Here is a 19,471-nt window from a genome sequence, read left to right as displayed (position 1 = left end):
GTTTATTATTCCTCCTAAATTTTCTTAAGACACGATTGCGAGAATGTCGCTTTCACGGATGATCAAGTATTCTTTACCTGATTGTTTGATTTCTGTGCCGGAATATTTTCCATAAAGAATGGAATCTCCGACTTTTACTTCAAGAGGAACAAGTTTCCCGTCTTCGTAGCGTCCGCTTCCGATTGCGATTACTTTACCCTCTTGTGGTTTTTCTTTTGCTGTATCGGGAACATAGATGCTTCCGATTTTTTCTTCTGTATCAACCTTAGGTTCAACGACAACTCTGTCAGCGAGTGGTTTAATATTCATTTTTGTGTAACTCCTTTTTGAATTTTTGCTATAATGAATGGCTAGCACTAAAAAAGAATGAGTGCTAATCTAAATGACAATGTAAAAAAACGAGCCCTTTTGGTCAAGCACTTACAGGACTAGAGTGCTAATTCATGGTTTTAAGAGGTTAGAGGAAAATCGGGTTCGATCTGGCAATAGAATTCTAATTTTCTGGAAATTGAAGGGAAAAATGCAATCCTTCCGTGTCATTGAGTGAGAATTTTCCTTTGATCTGGACTGCGATGGATTCCAGAATTTTCATTCCCAGTCCTTCTTTCCAATCCGTCGGTTGCCTATTGGAGCCATTATCTTGAAACTCGTAGCAGAACTGACCGTCTTTCTTGAAAAGCGAAATGGAAATTACTGCCTTTGGATCTGTTTTGGAGAAAGAATTTTCCAGACTTTGGAGAACTAGTTCGTTTGTTATGATTCCCAAGTTTACACCGAGTCCAAAATCCAAACTCTCAGAAAGGCTATCCGATTTGAAATCAACTTGGCCACTCAATCGATTCAGATAAATGCTACTTGCTCTTTGAATATAACTCCAGTAACCAGACAAGAATTTTCCAAACTTTACTTGCATGGATCCTGGATTTTCGTACAAAATTTCATGCATAATCGACATGGTTTTAATACGATTGATACTCTTATGAAAGGCGCGAAGCCCAGGATCGGATGCATCATTGGAAATATATTCTTTCTGCAATTCCAGAAATGAACAAATGATAGCGAGATTATTTTTGACTCGGTGATGGATTTCGGCGACTAGTATGGATTTTTCTTGAATTGTTGTCTGAATCGACGACTCAAAGTCTTTGATGCTTTCATGAAGTTGTGATTGGCTTTTTTTTTCTCTAGAAAGTAGGAAAAAAATTACTGCTCCCGACAATACAACAAACAAAATACCTTTTGAATTCTGGATATTGTAGTAAAGTTCTGAACTTCTAGGAAACATTATGTCTACTAAATAGTCCGAAATGAGAATCCAAACAAATCCAAAGCCAGAATAGAGCGAAACTATCTTGATAATCACTTTCGAAGGGATTTGCATCAATCGCAGATTGTGCGAATAGGGATAAAAAAGGCAACAGGATTTTATTTTTTCAATTTACCTAATTTTCCCTGAGTTTTCTCCGATATTTACTAGTAAGCAGGGAGAAGAGTGTTTTATTTATGGTAGATCCTGAGATCCAAACGGAAAAAATCGTTACCCATAATAAAACGTTTTTGGTAGACTTAAAAAAAAACCAGAATGGATTTTATATAAAAATCTCAGAATGGTCAAATAGCAAAAAGTCTTCGGTCTTTCTGCCTGCTGAGGGAATTGATCTTATGGTCGGTATCCTGAGCGATTATAAACAGAGAATCGCAAGTGAAAGCGATTCAGGAAATACATAGATGGGAGATAGTCTCATGGGGAAGATTACATCAATTATCGTTGTTCTGTCGTTTGTATTGGCTAGTAATGTATTACTTGCACAAGCAGAAGGCGGTCCAGCTCCGCAACCAGCATCTGGCGCAAATAACCAGGATGAGGGTCCATTAAAGAGAATTATTTTGGACGATTTCGAAGAGTCTGAAGACTGGAGAGTTAAATCAACAACTCCACTCGGCGAAACGAAAACACTGAAGATGGTTCAACGTGGTCTCATCAAAGACGTGTTTGATGACAACACAGTTCCAGAAAACGGTGGAGACAAGATCGATCAGAATCATTTTCTAGGTGTCAAAACTTACTTTAATGTAAGAGGATTTGATAGAGTAGAACTCTCTCCTCCTCACGAATACATTATCAAAGGTAAAGCAAGACAGGTCTCGGTATGGGTTCTTGGCCGAAAGTATCGTCATACACTTTTTGCAAAATTCAGAGACTACAAAGATCGCACACACAATGTTCGATTGGGTAAAGTAGACTTCTTTGGATGGAGAAAAATGACTGCTACGATTCCAGGATTCATTCCTCAAAGTACAAGATTTGCTCTTCTTGACAAAAACCTACATTTCGTATCATTATTTGTAACATCCGATGTTCATGAAGTTGGTGGAGATTTCTACTTCTATGTAGATGATCTTGAGATCAGAACAGATCGTAGCGAAGCCAAATACCCTGGATCGGAAATCAAGGACAACTGGTAAGAGGATGACGATGAAAGAGAACACAAAACTAAATCTCCTTTCCTATGTTACCATTGGAACCATATGCTTAGTTGGTTTTGCTTCGGCAAATTATAAGATTTCTCGAGGAGTCAAGACATCAACTGGTAACGATATTGCTTCTTTAGAATTGCGCGCGATCACAATCGAAAGCTGGGATAATCCAGCGGCTGATGCACCGTACGGCTGGCAAGTTTTCACTGACAAAGATGGTGAGAACGCAGATGGCAATGGTGACATGAAGTATGATGAGAACAATCCGTACCAACCTGTCCTCAATGATCCGAAGAAAGCACCTCAAGTTATTCGTGAAGTGAAATTGGTAGCAGGTAAGCCAGGTGATGTTAAGAGTATCGATGCATCAACTGCGAAAGTTTTGGGAGTCAAATTCCAATTCATGTTTCCAGGATACAATGTTGTTACAGTTCGTCCGCCAAGATCCAAAGAATATGAAGTTGTGCGTTCAAAGCCATACCTCGATATGAACAACGAAAGACAGCAACAAAAACTCTACGGTGTTGAGTTGCCTGGTTCTTCCAAAGCAGTATCTGTATGGGTATGTGGTCGAGGCAATGAATACACATTGGAAGGTTGGTTCGAAGATTGGAAAGGTGATACTCATATCTTGAGTTTTGGATCGTTGGACTTTATTGGATGGAGACCACTTACAACCAATATTCCTTCCAATGTTCCGCAAGATGTGGATTCTTTTCCGCAGATCAAAACTCTTGTTTTCAAGCAGTTTAAGATCCGTTCGAATCCTACAACTTCTCAAGAACTCGTATATTTGTTCTTTGATGAACTTAGAGTTCTATCAGATACTTTCGAAGTTCACTTCGACGGTGCAACTCTCGATTTCGATCAAGAAGATTGTAACAACAAGTTGAAACTTGAGAAAATGTTGGAGAAATCCGGCGCACTCAATACAGGATCGAAAGTTCGTGAATGTGGCGGTGGCAACCAAGGAAATCCAGGAGCGACTGGCGGAAATTAATTTCCCTAGTTTCCTATCCTAGAATTCCGGGACTTCCCCCCCGGAAACTCATCTAAACCCCTGCAATTCGCGGGGGTTTTTTGTGCTTTACAAATCGAACAGATGATTTTCTATAGGAAGAAGAGCTAATATTTAGGCACGCCTTTTAGTTCCTTGGCCTTCTTAGAACAAAATCACTAAAACTTTATCTCGGAAATTGCGAGATTTTATGGGAGACTGACTAAATGTCTGATGCTACTACTATGGAAAACGCTAAACCAGCCACGGAAGCTGATAAGCTTACTTCCTTATTCAATGAAGAAATATACATTCGGATGGACGCAAGCTCTATTCCAGCTTCTAAGTTCAAAATCTATGACGACATACTAGAATCCTATCAAGCTGACAAGAAACTCGATGATGCCAAAGTAAAAATAGAAGAGCATCTCACAGAACACCCTGAAAGTATTTCTGCGAAGTACCTTCTCATGATCATCTCTCTGATTACAGACTCGAATGCGGTACAAGAAACTCCTCAGCTTAAGAATCTTTTGGAACAATTCCGTAGCCATGGCAAATGGGTAATCATAGAATACATTACAGACAATATATTCAAATACGATCCTAATAATAAAATTGCGCTTCGTTACAAAGCAGAAGCTTTGGAAAAACTTAAGAAGAACAAAGAACTCAAACCAGTTTTAGAAAAACTCGCTAAACTTGATCGTAAGAATCCAGAGATCCAAAAGAAATATGGACTTTCGATTCTCGAAGAGAGCAAAGAGGAAGCGATTGGATATCTTAAGAAAGCCGTCGAAGAATTTGCAAAGACCAAGAGTTTTACAGCACTCGATGAGATCTGGCCAATCATCGTAACGAACAATTACGAAGATATAGCATTTATTGAAAAGATAGAAAGACAATTTCTTGCTCATAGAGAAAAGCAAAGATTGGTTACTCTACTTTATCCGATCCTTGAGCCTTACAAAAGTTTAGAAGATTGGGACAAGGTCATTCTATTTCTCAAGAAAATATTAGATCACGAGCCTGCTGCACAGAAAGCAAGAACTGAATTGATTCGAGTCTATCGTAAGAAATATGCCGAACATTCATTGTTAGAGCATTTTCTCAAAATTTCTGATCTTGGCAATAACCGTAAGCCTGTAAAAGTTTGTATCACAAACTTTGAAAGAAATATCGTTTTTGATACAGGCAACTATGTAATGCATAGAAATTGGGGTGTGGGTAAAATTGTATCCATCTCCGAGAATGGTGACTCTATCTTTGTTGATTTCAAAGACAAGAAGAATCATAAGCTTTCTATCCAAATGGCTATCACATCACTAAAGCCTCTCAAGAAAGATCATATCTGGGTTACTTATTATGAAAATAAAGACCAGATTATGGATTTGTTTGAGAATGATCTTGTGAATTTTATTTCTTGGATGGTCAAGTCACATGACAACGCTATGACCACTGGCGATCTCAAAGTTGAGATGGTTGGTGAGTTTTTGAAAGCGGATGAATGGTCTAAATGGTGGCAGAAAGTAAAGCAAGCGTTAAAGCAAGATCCGAATATTGGAATGAATCCCAAGAAAAAGGATGAGTTGGTCTATCATGAACAAAAGATCACGCATTCAGATGGTTTGATTGCGAAATTTGAAGCGACCCAAGATCCATTCAAAAGATTGGATATCGCTCTGCAAGCAGTCAAAGACCAAACCGAATCGGTTCAAGCTGCGGATCATTTCAATGGTAAATACAACCAAGAAGAACTATCTAAAGATACGAATCGTAAGATTATCGCTTATCTTTATTTGGATCAATTGGATGACGCTTTTACGAAACCTTTTGCCAAAGAAAAAGCTAGCAATCCTGATGCGATCCCTCCATTGGAAGTTGTTCGTAAAATTTCACCAGCTGAGATCAGTGATATTATAGCTGGATTGACAAAGGAAGAATGCATTCAATTGTCCGCATCGATTTCCCAGTTAGAAATCAAGAAAGGTTTAGTTGATTTAATAAAACAATATCATCCGAAATATGTTGATATTTTCTTTGAAATCCTTTTCGAAGTTCCACCAAAAGTTACCAAACATGTTTGGACACTTCTTCATGAAGATGGCAAAATCTCAGAACTGAATCTTTTTCTAGAAACCATCTGCAAGAAAGCTAAGAATTTCCCTGAAGTTTTTATATGGATGATGAAAGCGATTCTGAACTCACCTGGATCTTATGATTACTTGAAGTTTGATCAGAATGATTTGGTTTTGCGAACACTTCGTATCCTCAAGCCACTGGGTAAGATTGAACCGAAAGGCAATAAACTCAAGAATCAAGCTCATGGAATCCTCGTTGATAAAGGCGAGCCGCAAGATGTATTGAAGGAAGCAATTGCATCCGGAGATGATGAATATGCTCGTAAGCTCTACGCACTTTACAAAGAAGTATCGTACATCACTGACTCCGAGAAAGAAAAACTTCTATCCCTGATCTCTGAACTCAAACCGAATTTGGAATGGGATGAAGGCAATGTAAGCGAAGACGATGACGAAGATGATATCTTAGCAAAAATCCCAACCAACAGCTTCCTTGTTACAAGAAAGGCTTTCAATAAGAAGAAATCCGAACTTGAGCAAATGATCAATGTTGAGATGGCTGAGAACTCCAGAGATATTGGTGAAGCTCAAGAGAAGGGTGACCTTCGTGAGAACGCGGAATACAAAGCGGCTATGGAGAAACAAACTCAGATTCAAGCAGCTATCAAGAAATTGGATTCCGATCTTAAGAATGCCTTAGTTCTTGAAGATTACACTCAGAACATCAAGACAGAAAAGATTGGAATTGGATGTACAGCAAAACTCAAGAACCAAGCAACTGGAGAGATTCTCAGTTACTCGATTCTTGGAACTTGGGATGCGGATACTAGTAAGAATATCATTTCTTACCAAGCTCCTCTTGCCAAAACTCTGCTTGGTAAATCAGTCGGTGACACAGCCATTCTGATTTTTGGTTCTCAGGAAACTTCCTACACAGTTCTTGAAATCGGAAGATACTCAAGCATCGAACATTAATTAGGCTGCCTCAATCACTGCATTGATGCTTCTAAGAGCGGATCTCATAACTGGGATCCGCTTTTTTTATGCACGGGGTGGAATAGAATTAGTTAGCCAATTGCACTTTGCTATATACCAATCAAAATCGCATAAATGAATTGAGATCTCTTAAACCTTGAGCGGAGCACTTACATCCCCCAGCACCACTCAGTCGCTAACGCTCTTTTGTTGTCGTGGTGCTGGACTTAACGGTAAATTATCTATCGTGACCTGTCCAGCATAACTTTCCGAAGGAAATTGTGCTGGGGGAATGTAAGTGCGTAGCCTTCTTCAGCCCGTGCGGAGTGACTCCTTCTTGACGGCTTTGGCATTCCAAACTGGCCACCGGACGGAACGAAGGAGTCAGGGAGTGAGTATTTCAGTAAAATAATTTCCTTGGTTTCCTGCCCAATCTTTGGGTCGGATTTGCAAGAGTAAGTATTTTTTTTCAAGAAAGGCTTTATCTGGTATCTTGATGCTGATAGCTCGTCTGTCTTTATCATATTCAAAAGGATAGACTTCTCCCTCGAGCAAAACTTCTGGCGTTGTTGTAAAGCCGGATCCGACATCTCCAAGATAATACAATCTCTCGGATATTCCAGGTGTTCTTGCATTCTCAAGATGAATTTCTTTTGCGTAAGAATAAGCATAATGAACGCTAGGTGGTGCTTCGTCTGCAAAAACTCCAAGGATACCTAATTTTTCTGTTTTGAATTGGAATCCGTCTTTGGTTCTAGTCGATGATATACCGTTGAATCTTTTGATGGAAGTATCATAGAAATAGAGGCTCTCTTTGCTTGTGGGTGGATTTTTAGTTTTTATAAATCCAGTCGCTTCTCCTTTCCAATTGAAGTTCATGACGGAAATTTTATAAGGATCACTCACAGGCGTTAGTCCCTTAGCGATTTTTACTCCTTCTTTCTCCCAATCAGTTTTGGATATCAACGGATAGCCATTTCCATAGGTTGAAGTTTTTTTGAAATCAAGACTTACTACTTTATCAGAAGTTGTGTAAATATCTCCGACTTTAGAATTGGGAACTGGTCGGATTGTTGTATCCTTTCTCGGAATCCCAACTTCAATTTGGATTGGTAGTTCGGAGCGATTCCCAGTTGCATCTTCTAAGATTGCAGTAAGAAGGATTTTGTCACCGATTTCATGATCCGTAAGATCTATTGAATAGCCTTTGCTTGGATCAAAAACATTATAAAAATAGACTGGAGGCGATAAAGAAGATCGATTGATATCGTAAAATAGTTGTTTGTTGGATGAATCAGAATAGGGAACATAAAAGAATTCTTTGCGATACAATTTGTCTGTTCCATTGATTAACTCGATTGCATAGACATTGTTTTTATTTCTGGAACGAATAAAATCATATCCTCCAAGCTTGATGCGGATTTTACCTCGAGCGACGATTGGTTCCTGGATTGAATACTGGCCTGGGCCGATTTGTTTGGTTTGCAGTTCTAATACTTGCGAGCGCGCGGAATCTTCCCATAACAATTTGAGAATGGTTGGCGCAATATTGTCTTTCTGATGAAAACTTGTAAAAAAAAGTGGATTGATAAATCCCTTGTCGTCTCGAAATTCAAGATGGAGATGAGAAATCCCTGATCCAGATTCGCCGGTAAGCCCAATCCAATCTCCTTTTTTTACTTCAAACATTCCTTTCGGAAGATTGATGTAAAATTCATCTTTTCCAATGAGCAGACACAATGCTTGCCTGAGTAATTCTAATTTAGAATTTGAGCCTTGAAAAGAATAAAGATGTGCATATTTGGATTTCATAGAAAGCTCATTTGAATATAAGTTGAAAGATGTACCGTATCCTTTCTGTGATTGAGAAATATGATCTATCGATCCATCAAACACTGCTAATACGGGATGTCCGTTAAGCCCATAGGATTTAAAATCAGCACCCATATGCATATTGTGATTGCGGTATTCGCCAAACGTTCCTGAAATCGGACTGAAAAAATCTAAAGGCCAGCCGGGTTCATCTCTATGAATTTGAAATCTTGACTCCTGAGATTTCAATGCAAACGGATTGAGAAATACAGAAAATAAAACCATAAATAAACATAAAAAATTTAGAAATCCAGATTTGTTTGTGGAAAATCGAGGAAATAAACGAAGTTCGAATAATTGCATCCTTTATCAATAAGTTGCCTGCAACAAAAACGTCAAGCGATTCCCTTAACCTTGGTTGACAATGGAGTAGTTCTCTCTAATCTGGAAGGGAATGAATGGCATGAATCGCAGAAAATCCCTAAATCTTTTAGTCTTTGTTTTTGTGATTGGTCTCTCTTCTTGTAGCTACTTCCATCGCGAACCGGGCAATCCTCCCAAGTTTCGAGGAACTCCGCTTCCGGATTCGGTGCGAACTGTTTATATACAAAACTTTCGAAATGCTTCCTATGCACCCCAGCTTCATACAATGGTTACTCAGTATTTGAAATCGGAAGTGGATCGAAGAGGGAGATTCATCCAAGTACGTGACAAATTTAAAGCGGCCTATCGCATCCACGGTGAAGTGACTCACTATCAATTGGTTGGCAATCTTATGGATTTAGGAGATCAACATCTTTCATCAGAAATGTTCTCAATTACAAAAATCGAACTTCATAAAGCCGACACAAACGAAAGAATTGAATTGGAACGAACTGAGATACCAGGTCGTGCCTATTTTTCTCGGCAATTGGGTTATCGGGAATCAGAGATTCAAGCTCAAGATAGAATGGCTAGAGTCATGGCTGTCAAAATTGCCGAAGAATTGGAACGAGCTTGGTATTTTTCGATTGCGAAGAATATTGACGAATGAATAAACTGAGAGCAGGTTATGACAGATTCAACAACACCGCACACTAAAGAAGATACAGCTATGGAGATGTTGACCTTCTCCAATTATTTGAAGAAAAAAGGTCTCAAAATTACATCCCAAAGGATGCTTGTTGCTGAGAAAATTTTTTCAATTCACAATCATTTCACAGCTGAATCTCTCCAAGAAGAGCTAAAAGATAGAAGAGACGAGATTTCCAAAGCAACTATCTATCGTATCCTTTCCATAATGGTGGAAGCTGGTTTGTTGCAAGAGCATAACTTTGGAAAAGATTATAAATACTATGAACATATCATAGGTCATGCCCATCACGATCATATTATCTGTATTGAATGCGGAAGAATTGTAGAATTTATTGATGAGAAAATTGAAGAACTCCAACGCAAAGCCGCAAGAGAGAAAGGATTCTCGATCACAGGACATGACTTGAATATATACGGAGTCTGTGATAGTCCCAAGTCTTGTCAGCACAATCAAAACAAGAATCCAGCTTTGTGATATTTAAAGAATTAAAAAGAGCTCAAGGAAGCTTTGCAAGAACAGGTTTATTGAATGTTGGTGGGAGATCGATTGAGACTCCCATTTTTATGCCTGTTGGAACACAAGGTACAATCAAGGCACTTTCAACAGAAGATATAAATGAATTGGGATATGAACTGATCCTAAGCAATACCTACCATCTCTATCTACGACCAGGCACAGAAGTGTTAGATCATTTTCATGGTGTCAAAAAGTTCATGGGCTATGATAAGGCTATGCTTACCGATAGTGGTGGATACCAAATGTTCTCACTATCAAGCCTATTCAAATTCGAATATGATGGAGTTAAGTTCCAATCACATCTAGATGGATCAAGGCATAAATTTACTCCAGAAAAAGTATTAGAAATCCAACGTTCAATCGGTTCGGATATTTGGATGGTTCTAGATGATTGTGCTCCTTATGATAGCAATTCAAAACGCATACAAGAATCATTGGACCGAACTCATAGATGGGCGGAAAACTCAATCAAACATTGGGAGACAATGGATACACAGTCCTATGTTTTTGGAATTTCACAAGGTGCAATGGATCTTAACGCACGCAAACTTTCATTAGAAAAAATCCAATCCTATCCTTTTGCAGGAATAGCAGTTGGTGGATTATCTGTAGGTGAGCCAAGACCACTATTCATTCAAGTATTAGAACATTTAGCTGAGCATTTGGATCCGAACAGAGCGCACTACTTAATGGGAGTTGGTACTGTTCCAGATATTTTGGATGGAGTGCGGAATGGTATAGATATGTTTGATTGTGTATTGCCAACTCGTAATGCTCGGAATGCACAAGTATTTACAAGAAAAGGTAAACTCAATCTTCGAAATGAAAAATTCAAACTATCTGATAAGCCGATTGATGAAGAATGCAACTGTAAAGTATGCAAGAATTATAGTTTAGGATATCTAAGGCATCTTCATAAGTCGAAAGAAATTTTGGCATTGCAGTTATCTACTTTCCACAATTTGCAATTTATGAGAGATTTCATGCAAATGGTACGAAATTCCATCGAATCAGGGTATTTTCCCGAATTTTACACTGAATGGAAAAATTTATACGATTCTTCAAATTAATTGTTTGACGTTTATCCCTTTCCTGATTGTAATTGTACGGAAAAGGCTTAGTCCATCATTTATTCATACAGGAGTTTCTAGAAACGCATGGAGATCACCAGAAGGGAAAAAAACAACATCATCCTCCTCGATATAAACGGAGAGATAGACCTTTACAACGCTCCCGAAATTAAGGACGTTATAGCCAAGCTAATAGAAGAGCAGAAATACTGTATCATCATCAATCTAGAGAAAGTTTCTTATATCGATTCTTCTGGAATCGGTGCGCTTATTTCCAGCTTATCTAACTTGAAAAAATACCAAGGTGGACTAAAAATCATCAACGTATCTGGATCTGTTAGAAAAGTATTTGAGCTAACTAAACTAACATCTTTCTTCGAGATATTTGATAACGAAGACGACGCAGTAGCTGCTTTTAAATAATCTATCCTATGGGACTCTCCGTTTCGATGGAGAATGACATGGAGTCTGAAATGAAACCAAACCACAAATATAGTAGAATACTTCTCAGTGTTGCTACGCTAGCATTCGCTTATTCTTGCGCAAGTGAACTTCCTATTCAAGAAATGAGCAATGCTAGACAAGCGATTGCACGTGCCGAATCACTCCAAGCAACGGAGTATGCTCCAGACGAATTGAAAGAATCGAAAGATGCACTTTTTGAAGCTCATGAAAATGCTTCTGAAGAGAAAGCGAGCGATGCAAAAAAGAGGGCAGACTATTCTATTTCTAAGGCAAACGACGCACTAGAGAAGACTTTGCCTAGACTTTCTGCGAAAACTCGCGATGAAGCAACTGAAGCTATTGATCAAGCGGACAAAGCGTTCGCAACTGGTCTTGCTCCAGACGATTTTGACAGATCGGTTCAGCTCAGAAAAGAAGGGGATCAGGCAATGGAAGCGGGAGATGCAAGTCTCAGTAGCTTTTTGCAAGAAAAAGATGAAACCAAAAAATCTGAACTCAGAAATAAATCCTTTGATGAATATGAAGATGCTCACAATAAATATTTAGCATCTAAGACTTCTGCCAATAAAGCTCGCGAAGTAGCACTCTCCAATAAAGATGAGCTAAGACAATCAGCACGTTATGTTGAAGAAGACCTGAACACAACAGAAACCTATATCGGCGGAATGAACGACAAAACTCGTGCTGAGCGCGAGAACCTTGCTTCTGCTTATCAAGATATTGATAATGATGAATTGAAATCCGCTAATGATAAAATCTCTGCTTCTAGAAAAAACAGTAGAGCATTACTTGCTGCATCGATCCAAAATTATGCAAGAGAGAGAAATCTTACGGCAACTGAAGTTGTCGAAGATGCTAACTCTCGTTTTGAGGAAATCAAAGAAGATTCAGTATCCAAGGATGCAAATCAGAAATCTAATTACGAAAGCGCTCGCGAAAATTTAGGCGCTGCAAACGAATCCCTTGCTTCAGCTGGAAATCTTTATTCACAAGAAAAGTATGAAGATTCGATCCGCCAATCAGAAGAAGCAATTCGCCTTGGACAAATCGTAACTGAACAGACAGCTAGTCTCTCAGCTACTTCTGTTGCGAATCGTTCAGCTACGAATTCAGATGATAAAATGAAAACGTCTGCAACCGATTCGAAAAATGATGGCAAAGATAGCAATAAAGATGGTAAGCTAAAAGAAGGTTGGAGCAAATACGTAGTTCGAAAGCAACAACCTGAAGATTGTCTTTGGAGAATTGCAGGTAACAAAAATAGTTACGGCAATCCAAAGCTTTGGCCTAGAATTTACCAAGCTAACAAGAATAAGATCAAGAACAAAAACCTAATCTATCCAAACCAAGTTCTTTATATTCCACCAAAAACGGGTGAAATTGGAAGTCCTTACAAAACAGAAACTGATACTCCGGTGAATGGATCAGAAGAAGTTGAAGAAGAGCCAACTGAGATGAAGAAAGAATCAGGCGATTCAACAAGTGGTGACGGTAAGAAAGTTGATTCTATTGTTAAGCCAGTCAATGGTCCAGATGATGAAATGCCATCTGAGGAAACCAATACTGGCAATGAAGAAGAAATATTAGAAGAGGAATAAATTCTAATTTGAATTTTATGGGGGAGGCATTCCCCCAACTTGTCTCCATATGAATACTATAAGGGGCTACACTGACCCCATTTCCCACCTTGAACTTACTGATTATTTCCCGATTTTAGATTTAGCAATCGCAGAAGATGCACCAGAAGGCGACATCACAACGGAATCTATTTTTTCCGAAGACAAAATAATCTCTGGAGTTTTGAATTCCCGAGAGGCAGGAGTCCTCTGCGGAATAGGTGTGTTGGATGCGATCAATGATCGGTTCGGAAAAGTTCTGAGTATGGAAGTTTGGATGAAGGATTCAGAACTCCTTCTCCCCGGAAGCAAAATTGCCAAAATCACCGGATCTGTTAGAATACTTCTGAGAGTAGAGCGAATCCTACTCAATATTTTACAGTATTTGTCAGGAATCGCATCGGTTACCAATAAGATTGTTAATGAATATCCGAATATTCGCATTTTAGATACTCGTAAAACTCTTCCTGGATACCGTAAACTTAGCAAATACGCTGTCTACACAGGTGGCGGTTGGAATCATAGAATCAATTTATCTGATATGGCAATGATAAAAGACAACCATGTGCAAGCAATCGGATCGATAAAACATGCTGTTGAGATGATTAGAGCGAAGCATAAGAATAAGAAAATTGAATTGGAAATTGATAATCTTAACCAATTGGATGAAGCTATTGAATCACAACCAGATATTATTCTATTGGATAATTTTACTATAACAGATACAAAGATCGCTGTTGAGAAATTACGCAGCAGTTCTTCGTCAATTTTCATTGAAGCGTCAGGCGGAATCACTCCCGAGAAATTAAAAGCCCTTTCTGAGATCGGTGATATTGGAGTGAGTATGGGATACCTTACTCATACAACGAAATTTCTTGACATCGGCTTGGACCTGGAAGGTTTCTAATGGGACTTAGACAGAAAACCATAGAAAAAGAAGATCTTTTTGCTTCCGTAGAAAAACGATTAGGCGAAGAAGCCTGCGCCTTAATTCGACGTGCTTATGATGTTTCTGATAAAATGCATACTGGCCAGAAGAGACTTTCTGGTGAGCCATATATCATCCACCCATTGAACGTTGCTGGAATCTTAGACGAACTAGGATTAGATGAGAGGGTTATCTCTGCAGGACTTTTGCATGATGTAGTAGAAGATACTGCTTATACAAAAGCTGATATGATTCGTGACTTTGGAGAAGAAATTGCCAATCTCGTTGAAGGCGTAACCAAAATCTCCGAAATCAAATCTCAGTCCAAAGAAACAGAAGCCGCCGAAAATATCAGAAAAATGTTGGTCGCAACCATTCAGGATGCAAGAGTCATTTTGATTAAGCTCGCAGACAAAACTCATAATATGAGGACTCTTAGATTTCAGCCATCTGATAAAGGCAAAAGAATAGCTCTCGAAACTTTGTCACTGTATGCTCCAATTGCTGGAAGATTGGGGATGTATAGTATAAAAGTGGAACTAGAAGATTTGTCGTTCCAGATTATCCAACCTAAAGAATTCCAGGAGATTAAGTCAAGCGTCGCACTGAAAAAATCTGAACGAGAAGAATATTTAGAAAAACTAAAAATTATACTCAAACAAAGACTAGCTGAAATTCATATCGATGCTAAAGTTGAAGGACGTGCAAAACATTTCTATTCGATATATCGTAAAATGATTACGAAAGATAAATCTATATCAGAAATTTTTGATCTTCGTGCTATAAGAATTATAACAAATGAGATCAAGGATTGCTATGGTGTTCTTGGTATTGTCCATACTCTTTGGACTCCGATCCCAGGTCGTTTTAAAGACTATATTGCAACTCCTAAAACAAATTTCTATCAATCTCTGCATACAACCGTAATCGGGCCTGATGGAAAACCTATGGAAGTTCAAATTCGAACCAAAGACATGAATCGAATTGCAGAAGATGGAGTTGCAGCACATTGGGCTTATAAGGAAGGCGTTGGTAAATGGACAGGTTCGCACCAAGCTCCTACTCCAGGCAAAGAAAATCCTTTCCGACTCAAGTGGCTTGAGATTCTCAACTCTTGGCAAGATGCGAGCTCATCTTCGAAAGAGTTTCTTGAAGATTTGAAATTTGACCTGCATGAAGATGAGGTTTTTGTTTTTACACCCAAGGGTGAAATCATCGAAATTGGAAAAGGGGCAACAGTTCTTGATTTCGCATTTCGCATACATACTGATGTTGGACTCCATGCAAGAGGAGCCAAAGTAAATGGCAAAATGGTTCCACTTAGAACCGAACTCAAATCCGGCGATCAAGTTGAGATTCAAACTGAGAAAAAATCTAAGCCTTCACCAATCTGGCTAAGGATTGTAAAGACTGCTTCCGCCAAACAAAAGTTAAGACAATATTTTAATAAACTTCAAGAAGAATCTGATTCCAAATTTCACCCTGAGGTTGTCGATAATTCCAATCAAAATAATGTATTACAAGATATTCAGAAGAATATTCGGAAAAGACCCATCAAAAAACAACTTCGCCTTGATCAGAAAGAGGCAAGTATTGTTGTTGCGGGGATTAAAGATATTTTAGTTAGGCGAGCATCGTGCTGCGCCCCAATCCCAGGAGACGAGATCATTGGGTTTGTTACTCGCGGTCGCGGTGTCAGTGTCCACAAAAAATCTTGTGAGACAGCTCTCTCTCAAATGGACAAAATGAAAACACTCCCTGTTCGATGGGATGGAATGTCGGAACCTATTCCTGTGCAGATCGAAGTCAAAGCCAAAGACGTACAAGGAATTTATCTGTCTATGGTTGAGACAATTTCCGGTACCCAGACCAATATCATCGAAGCCGGTGCCTCTTCAATGAGTAAGGGACAACTAGTAGCAAAATTTATGTTAGAGGTTGAACATTTGGATCAATTGAAAGAAATTTTAGAAAATTTGAAATTGTTACCAAACGTTATATCTGCTGACAGAATGAAGTTTGTACCGAAATCAGAAGAAAAAGTTGTAAAGAAATAGTTTCACTCCTTTCTTAATGGTACCATCCAGTGAGATTTGTTTTCCTTCAAATTGAAATAGATCCCTTCGCGATGAACTTCCGTTGAATCCTGTCGATACAATTTATCATCCATCACATCCATAAAAGTAAAGCTATCTTTGGAAATGAACGGAGAATAAAAGCTTGGATCTAGATGAATTCTCCCAGAAATCGGATATGAATTTGGATTGTAGATAAGAATTTCGGATTGGTTGTCTTCATATCTCAGTCCAATCGCTACATAGTGGGAGCTTGTATTTTCGTAGATACTTACTCTCGCATTCATGAACAATAGGTTCTTATTTCTTCGAAAGGATAATCTCTGGAAAACTCTTTTGTAAAAATTCAGAATTCCCATATCAATTGGTTCGTCTGGCATACGACCTAGCTGTACTGGAATTCTTTTCTTGAATCCATTCATTTGATTTTCATAGATAAGGATCCCGCCAGGCAGAAAGCATAACAGTGAAAAGTCGAACATTGCATTATTACCGAAAGTTAAAGCTGCTCTAGGCTCGTCATGATTTTCTAGAAATCGCAGAGATTTATTTTGAAAATTCAACTCAGCAGTAAGATGTCCAGTGAGTTCATTTGCATTTTTGGATTTCAATCGATCATAGAGTTCTTTATCATAAGTAAAATCAAATCCCAATTGTTGGAGCTCATATTCTCTTTGCCAATAGACTTCAGCAATAAATATAAAATTTGGATTTTTATTGCGTATATTTTTGATCACAACTTCCCAATAAGGAAGCCCTTTTCGACCGTGTGTTTTCTCAAAGATATCGGCTTGTGGAAGCATTGCCATATCACATCTGAGTCCATCGCAATAATTGCTTATATTGGAAAGAATTTCATTGTGAAGATCTTTGCATACTTCTGAGGAGAAATCGAATTGTACTGTATCAGTCCAACCATCAAAGTATGGATCACGACCGTGAGCGAATATTTTGCCTGAGCTATGCTGGAAATAATTCTTAGGAATTATAATGGAGTTTTCAGGATTTGGATTCTTAGCTAATGAATTGGATTTTATATTTAATTTTAATTCTGAACTCGATCTCGCATAATCATTATTTGTTTGCGGGTGATTCAATTCTAAAAATGCATCAGGAAATTTGTCTATCCAAATGCTGTCTACGGATAGATGATTAGGAACAAAATCCAAAATTAATTTTTTACCGAATTGATTTAGTGTGTTCTTAAATTCAGCGAGAGCTTCCCAGCTTTCGCAGATATCCTTGTTCGGCACATAATCAAAAACAGAATAGGGTGATCCGATGATATCTTCGTTCTGCAAATCATGAAGGCAATTTTGAAATTCATGTCTCAGACCTTCATGTTCTCGAGCAATTTGGATTGACTTGGGAGAAGGCTGCCAGATTCCCATCGTCCATAGACAGTCAGAAGCTTGCACTTCTGGTAGACTTAGATAGATAAGAGCTAATTCTTTTCCAATCTTTCTGTTATGAGTTTTACAAAAAATCCTTGTATTGGACTCGAATAGAATGGTCTGATGGAAGTGATGAACAGACATGCAATCAATAAGCCTAGATTCTCATGGATAAATTGCCAAGTAATTTCTCTATTGCTTGGAATTTTCACGATCGTATTTTTTCTTTCTTGTACGGAAGATGATCCCAATTCAGCACCGATTGGTAAAGTCCAAGATGTCGCTTGGGACGGCGATCCTAAGACAATTCCTTCTGCAATGAACCGAATTAATCAAGCGGCGCATCCTGAGGCGACGAAAGGTGGAAGATTTTTTATCTATAGCCATCAATTTCCAAAATCCTTGAATTATTATTTAGAACAATTTACAACAACCGCAAGAATTTTCACATCGCTTTATGAGCCATTGACATCATACCATCCAATCACTCTCGAGACCATGCCACATCTTGCAAGAGATTGGAAAATTTCTGCTGATAAGAAGAAATTTACTTTTTACATAGATGGTAATGCTAAATGGTCTGATGGAAAGCCTGTCACAGCAGAGGATGTTTTGTTCACATACGATACGATCATGGACAAGAATAACGCTACTGCTGTTTTCCGAATCGGTTTATCTAGATTCAAGAAGCCAAAAATTATAGATAGTCTAACTATAGAATTTGAAGTAACTGATATTCATTGGAATAACTTCAATGAAATTGCATCTTCCTTATTCATTTTACCAAAACACTATTTCGAAGGCAAAGATTTCAATAAAGAGAACTTTGAATTTGATGTAGTTTCAGGTCCTTACAAAATGTTAGAATCCAAGAAGAACCGATATGTAAAACTAGAACGAAGAGGCGATTGGTGGGCTCGCGGATATCCATTCCAGAAAAATCGCTATAACTTCGATCAGATCATCTATAAAGTGTATAGCGAAGAATCCATTGCTTTGCAAGCATTCAAAAAAGGTGATATAGATATGTTTCCAGTGTATACTGCTTCTGTATGGGCTGAGCAAACTAAGGGTGAGTCCTTCGATAATAAATATATTGCAAAGCAAAGAATCTTCAATAAAAAGCCAATTGGCTTTCAAGGTTGGGCGATGAATATGAGGAGAGATATCTTTAAGGATGTCCGAGTTCGTAAGGCAATTGCTCATTTAGTAGATCGTAATATTATGATTGAGAAGTTAGCTTACAATCAATATGCTCCAACGAATAGTTATTTCCCTGACTTTTATCTTCTGGGTACAAAAAATCCTAACCAGCCGGTAGATTTTGATATTGAAGAAGCACGTAGACTTCTCAAAGAAGCTGGTTGGGAGCCAAATTCTAAAGGTCTTTTAGAGAAGGACGGAAAAGAATTTAAATTTACTATTTTGGATCGAGACAAAAGATCTGAAAAATATTTCACAGTTTTCTTAGAAAAAGCACGCTACGTTGGAATTGATGCAAGAATCGATACAACTGATCTTGCGGCTTGGAGTGCCAAAGTTGATAAATACGATTTCGATATGACTTGGGCTTCTTGGGGATCTGGAATATTCAAAGATCCAGAATCGCAATGGTTCAGTAAATACGCGGATGAAGAAGGACAACCCAATCTTGCAGGCTACAAGAATTCTGCTGCCGACGAAATCATTATTAAACAAAAAACAGAATTTGATCTAAATAAAAGAAACGCTATGTTGAAGCAACTGGATCAAATCATTTATAAAGAATATCCATATGTCTTACTATGGCACGTTGATAATACGCGTTTGCTGTATTGGAGAAAATTTGGAATGCCTGAGAATCCACTTGGTAAATACGGAGATGAGAGCTTTGCTTCTGACTACTGGTTCTTGGATGAGAAGAAATCTAAACAATTGCAAGAATCAATTCAGTCTGGAAAGCCAATGGATTCTTATTCAGATTCTATAAAATGGAATGAATAGTATGGA

Annotated in this window: 16 protein-coding genes; 12 read left to right on the top strand and 4 right to left on the bottom strand. The window is 38.3% G+C overall.

Features of this window, described 5'->3' with window-relative positions:
- Positions 1-24: 24 nt before the first annotated feature.
- The gene (gene groES / locus O4O04_RS15270; RefSeq protein WP_272532652.1) at positions 25-309 is read right to left on the bottom strand and encodes a co-chaperone GroES; all 285 of its coding nucleotides are present in this window, start codon (positions 307-309) and stop codon (positions 25-27) included.
- Positions 310-493: 184 nt separating this feature from the next.
- Positions 494-1,285 (bottom strand): sensor histidine kinase, encoded by a 792-nt coding sequence (locus tag O4O04_RS15265; protein ID WP_272532651.1) that lies wholly within the window; start codon positions 1,283-1,285, stop codon positions 494-496.
- A gap of 218 nt (positions 1,286-1,503) precedes the next feature.
- On the opposite strand from O4O04_RS15265, the gene O4O04_RS15260 reads away from it, so the two are divergent.
- From O4O04_RS15260 to greA, 4 genes are all read left to right on the top strand, one after another.
- Positions 1,504-1,728: a DNA-binding protein gene (locus tag O4O04_RS15260; protein WP_272532650.1), complete on the top strand. Its 225-nt coding sequence runs from the start codon at positions 1,504-1,506 to the stop codon at positions 1,726-1,728.
- 15 nt (positions 1,729-1,743) lie between these two features.
- Positions 1,744-2,466, top strand: coding sequence for a flagellar filament outer layer protein FlaA2 (gene flaA2, locus O4O04_RS15255; RefSeq protein WP_272532649.1), 723 nt, complete (start codon positions 1,744-1,746; stop codon positions 2,464-2,466).
- Between the two features lie 10 nt (positions 2,467-2,476).
- Positions 2,477-3,478, top strand: a complete 1,002-nt coding sequence (gene flaA1 / locus O4O04_RS15250; RefSeq protein ID WP_272532648.1) for a flagellar filament outer layer protein FlaA1 — start codon at positions 2,477-2,479, stop codon at positions 3,476-3,478.
- A 224-nt stretch (positions 3,479-3,702) separates the two neighbouring features.
- Positions 3,703-6,531: a transcription elongation factor GreA gene (gene greA, locus O4O04_RS15245; RefSeq protein WP_272532647.1), complete on the top strand. Its 2,829-nt coding sequence runs from the start codon at positions 3,703-3,705 to the stop codon at positions 6,529-6,531.
- 384 nt (positions 6,532-6,915) lie between these two features.
- On the opposite strand, the gene O4O04_RS15240 is transcribed toward greA, so the two are convergent.
- Positions 6,916-8,706, bottom strand: a complete 1,791-nt coding sequence (locus O4O04_RS15240) for a M23 family metallopeptidase (protein WP_272532646.1) — start codon at positions 8,704-8,706, stop codon at positions 6,916-6,918.
- A gap of 100 nt (positions 8,707-8,806) precedes the next feature.
- Between O4O04_RS15240 and lptE the strand changes: the two genes are divergently transcribed.
- The 7 genes from lptE (at position 8,807) to O4O04_RS15205 (ending at position 16,070) form a co-directional block, all read left to right on the top strand.
- Positions 8,807-9,376, top strand: a complete 570-nt coding sequence (gene lptE / locus O4O04_RS15235; protein ID WP_272532645.1) for an LPS assembly lipoprotein LptE — start codon at positions 8,807-8,809, stop codon at positions 9,374-9,376.
- Positions 9,377-9,394: 18 nt separating this feature from the next.
- Positions 9,395-9,892, top strand: a complete 498-nt coding sequence (locus tag O4O04_RS15230) for a Fur family transcriptional regulator (protein ID WP_272532644.1) — start codon at positions 9,395-9,397, stop codon at positions 9,890-9,892.
- Positions 9,889-11,004, top strand: coding sequence for a tRNA guanosine(34) transglycosylase Tgt (gene tgt, locus O4O04_RS15225; RefSeq protein WP_272532643.1), 1,116 nt, complete (start codon positions 9,889-9,891; stop codon positions 11,002-11,004). The genes O4O04_RS15230 and tgt overlap by 4 nt, the downstream gene beginning before the upstream one ends.
- Before the next feature lie 87 nt (positions 11,005-11,091).
- Positions 11,092-11,427 carry an STAS domain-containing protein gene (locus O4O04_RS15220; RefSeq protein ID WP_272532642.1) on the top strand — a complete coding sequence of 112 codons (336 nt, stop codon included), beginning with the start codon at positions 11,092-11,094 and terminating at the stop codon, positions 11,425-11,427.
- Positions 11,428-11,477: 50 nt separating this feature from the next.
- Entirely contained in the window at positions 11,478-13,067 is a 1,590-nt protein-coding gene (locus O4O04_RS15215; RefSeq protein ID WP_272532641.1) for a DUF4398 domain-containing protein, read from the top strand.
- A 49-nt stretch (positions 13,068-13,116) separates the two neighbouring features.
- On the top strand, positions 13,117-13,992 hold the full coding sequence (nadC, locus tag O4O04_RS15210) for a carboxylating nicotinate-nucleotide diphosphorylase (protein ID WP_272532640.1): 876 nt from the start codon (positions 13,117-13,119) through the stop codon (positions 13,990-13,992).
- On the top strand, positions 13,992-16,070 hold the full coding sequence (locus O4O04_RS15205) for a RelA/SpoT family protein (RefSeq protein WP_272532639.1): 2,079 nt from the start codon (positions 13,992-13,994) through the stop codon (positions 16,068-16,070). The genes nadC and O4O04_RS15205 overlap by 1 nt, the downstream gene beginning before the upstream one ends.
- Positions 16,071-16,072: 2 nt before the next feature.
- Here the strand turns inward: O4O04_RS15205 and O4O04_RS15200 are convergent, their stop codons facing one another.
- On the bottom strand, positions 16,073-17,626 hold the full coding sequence (locus tag O4O04_RS15200; protein WP_272532638.1) for an alpha-amylase family glycosyl hydrolase: 1,554 nt from the start codon (positions 17,624-17,626) through the stop codon (positions 16,073-16,075).
- Between O4O04_RS15200 and O4O04_RS15195 the strand changes: the two genes are divergently transcribed.
- On the top strand, positions 17,615-19,465 hold the full coding sequence (locus O4O04_RS15195; RefSeq protein WP_272532637.1) for an extracellular solute-binding protein: 1,851 nt from the start codon (positions 17,615-17,617) through the stop codon (positions 19,463-19,465). The two genes, O4O04_RS15200 and O4O04_RS15195, sit on opposite strands and share 12 nt — an antisense overlap.
- The last annotated feature ends 6 nt before the right edge of the window (positions 19,466-19,471 follow it).

The organism is Leptospira sp. GIMC2001 (genome assembly GCF_028462125.1).
In the GTDB taxonomy this organism is placed as follows: domain Bacteria; phylum Spirochaetota; class Leptospiria; order Leptospirales; family Leptospiraceae.
This window is presented reverse-complemented; position numbering and strand designations above follow the sequence as displayed.